The following is a 2425-nucleotide window of genomic DNA, read 5'->3' as shown; positions in this document are numbered from 1 at the left end:
ATCTACAGGAATGCTAACGTGGCAGGTTAACTTAAGAAGGACAATTATTCTCCTCATAGAATTTTAGTTGTATGAAGTATTAATTAAAAGGAGGTTTTTTCTTGAGTTTAAAACTTTCCATTTCAATTAAGGGAATCATTATTAATAATGAAAATGTATTATTATTAAAAAATGAGAGAAATGAATGGGAATTACCTGGTGGAAGAATTGAGGAATATGAGAAACCAGAAGAATGTTTAGTAAGAGAGGTACAAGAAGAACTAGGGATAAATTGTACTGTGGAAAATATCATTGATTCTTGGGTGTTTGAAGTATTGAAAGGAAAGTTTGTATTTATTGTAACTTATCTTTGTGAGTGTGATAATCCTTCAAATATTTTAATCAGTGAAGAACATCAAGAATTTAGGTGGGTAAATTTGGAGGGAATAGAAAACATTAATGTACCTGAAGGATATAAAGAATCTATACGAAAAGCCAAAAGCCTAATAATCAACAAACAGCAATAAGATTTATTTTTTTCTTATTCAAAGAACGGGTTCCCTTCGGAGAGATTGTGAAGGATTCTACTTAAATTAACGGGTGCGTTGATCCAAGAAGGATTAATGCACTTTTTTGTTGAAGTTATTGAACTATCTGGGCAGGTTAGTTCAATAAGATATCACAAAAGGAAGAGCATTTACTATAAAATAAGATTTTAAGTATTAATGTCAAATAAAAAAGTAATGCAAAAAATTGAGATGATGCACATTAGTATTATTACACGACATAAATAAAAATAAATGGGGGTATAAGTTATGTGGTTAATATTAGGGGTTATTGCAACAGTAGTAACTGTTATAAATCTTTCTTTGTATGTAGCAGGAAAGGATTATAAGCTTGCTATGGCGATGGCATTATCATTTACAGCATTAACAATTTGTGCAGATTACAGTAATCTAAATCGGTGGGTAAAAGTGGAAGATTGGGCCGCTTTATCGGATGTAATACCTGGTATGGCAAGGGCATTTTGGTTTTTGACAATTGTTTCTATCTTGCTAAATATAGCACCTATATTTTTAGAACGAAAACGTATGAAATTATGACTTATGCAATTATATAACTAACGGGTGCGTTAATCTAAAAAGGGATTGACGCTCTTTTGTTGAATTTTAAACGATGGGGCAATTTAGCTTAAGAAGGAGGTAAAAAGGTGAATGAACGTATGGAAATCTTAAAACCTTTAATTTCCTTAAGTTCACTAATAAAGGAATCTAGTGAAAAGATTATAGAAGAAGTGGCTTCCAATTTATATAAAGAGGAAAGTCTTCATTTAACCGAAAAGAATACCTTTTACAAGCTGCCAGAAGTCATTAGGGATATTATTCTCATAATCAATTTAGATACCGAACTTACTATGCAGGGTATATTAGGCTTTTTGGAAAATTCAACTGGGTTATTCTTAGATGATACTATTGAAACTTTATGCAAGATTAAAGCGGTAGAAGATTATATTATTCTGAAGGAAATCAGATCAATTATTATCCATAATGGAATTACAACAATGAATTTGGGGACTGATGTTAACAATCAGGAAGAGTATTCTAGAACAAACTTTAACAAGACACACGGACCAGACTATTCAGAAATGGCTGAGGAAATCAGTGAAATAGCTATCCGACTTTATATATATTCTGAAGATAGGAATTTGTTTGATTTACTTATTGAATATGTGGAAAAGAATAAAGCAGTTTTAATCGAGGAGGTAACTTAATAAAAAGCTTTTTTTAAAACTAGCGGTGTAGGTTTGTAGAGGAAGGGAACGAAAAGGATGTTTCGAATGACACTAATAACTGGGATGAACTTGATGAAAATGAATTAGCAGAGGATGGTGATAGTCCTAAATTTGCAGTTGAAAACAGTTTAATTTACGTATTTGATGTAGCTACAATATAGGATATTATAAACAATGCAAGGCAGCAACTTCAACAATACTCACAGTTCGAATTGTTTGAAGCATTTATGTACTATTATAAAAATGATGCATTTATATCCACGGGTGCGTTAACTCAAGAACTGGCTGCCTAAAGACGGCAGCCTTTCTAGCAATCCCTAAGACCCTTTCTGTCTTTGGTGTATTTGTTGATCGGTGGTTGGTTTTTATCTAAGATTAATTGGAAAACATAATTCACAAATGAATAACCCAACGAAAATAAAAAAAGATGAATTGGTTTAATTTTCTTTAATTTATAGAGATTAATTTTTTCAAAAAATGTATTTAATGGATATGCAAGTATCCAATCTAAAATTAAATTAAGAAGAGTGTATAACCAAAACTTTCCATAAGTTAAACGAAATATCCAAAGGTTCCCTATGAAATAAGGTCCAAAAGCAAAAGCTAGCCCATTATTAGTTATCGTTTTAATACCACCCTTTGCTTTCCACCAGT

The 2425-nt window shown here is 31.4% G+C and carries 4 protein-coding genes and 1 pseudogene; 4 read left to right on the top strand and 1 reads right to left on the bottom strand.

Going from position 1 to position 2425, the window contains the following annotated elements; all coding sequences use genetic code 11:
• Window positions 1-101 precede the first annotated feature (101 nt).
• The 4 genes from V7112_RS23140 to V7112_RS23910 all read left to right on the top strand — a co-directional run bounded on the left by V7112_RS23140 (window position 102) and on the right by V7112_RS23910 (window position 2064).
• Window positions 102-506 (top strand): NUDIX hydrolase, encoded by a 405-nt coding sequence (locus V7112_RS23140; protein WP_335424229.1) that lies wholly within the window; start codon window positions 102-104, stop codon window positions 504-506.
• Window positions 507-794: 288 nt separating this feature from the next.
• A complete protein-coding gene (locus V7112_RS23135) occupies window positions 795-1082 on the top strand; it encodes a hypothetical protein (protein ID WP_335424226.1) in 288 nt (95 codons plus the stop codon).
• A 107-nt stretch (window positions 1083-1189) separates the two neighbouring features.
• Window positions 1190-1750: a DMP19 family protein gene (locus V7112_RS23130; protein ID WP_335424223.1), complete on the top strand. Its 561-nt coding sequence runs from the start codon at window positions 1190-1192 to the stop codon at window positions 1748-1750.
• Window positions 1751-1935: 185 nt separating this feature from the next.
• Window positions 1936-2064 carry a DUF7716 domain-containing protein gene (locus V7112_RS23910; protein ID WP_438823944.1) on the top strand — a complete coding sequence of 43 codons (129 nt, stop codon included), beginning with the start codon at window positions 1936-1938 and terminating at the stop codon, window positions 2062-2064.
• A gap of 14 nt (window positions 2065-2078) precedes the next feature.
• Here the strand turns inward: V7112_RS23910 and V7112_RS23125 are convergent.
• Window positions 2079-2425 (bottom strand): annotated as a pseudogene (locus tag V7112_RS23125) (hypothetical protein); the annotation flags it as partial.

The organism is Bacillus sp. JJ1566 (genome assembly GCF_036962685.1).
GTDB lineage: Bacteria > Bacillota > Bacilli > Bacillales > Bacillaceae_L > Ferdinandcohnia.
Note: the sequence above shows the minus strand (reverse complement) of the source record. Positions and strands in the feature narration are given on the sequence as shown.

Coding starts and splice junctions, on each gene's coding strand:
- V7112_RS23135 (WP_335424226.1), top strand. CDS start 795: ATGTGGTTAATATTAGGGGTTATTGCAACAGTAGTAACTGTTATAAAT.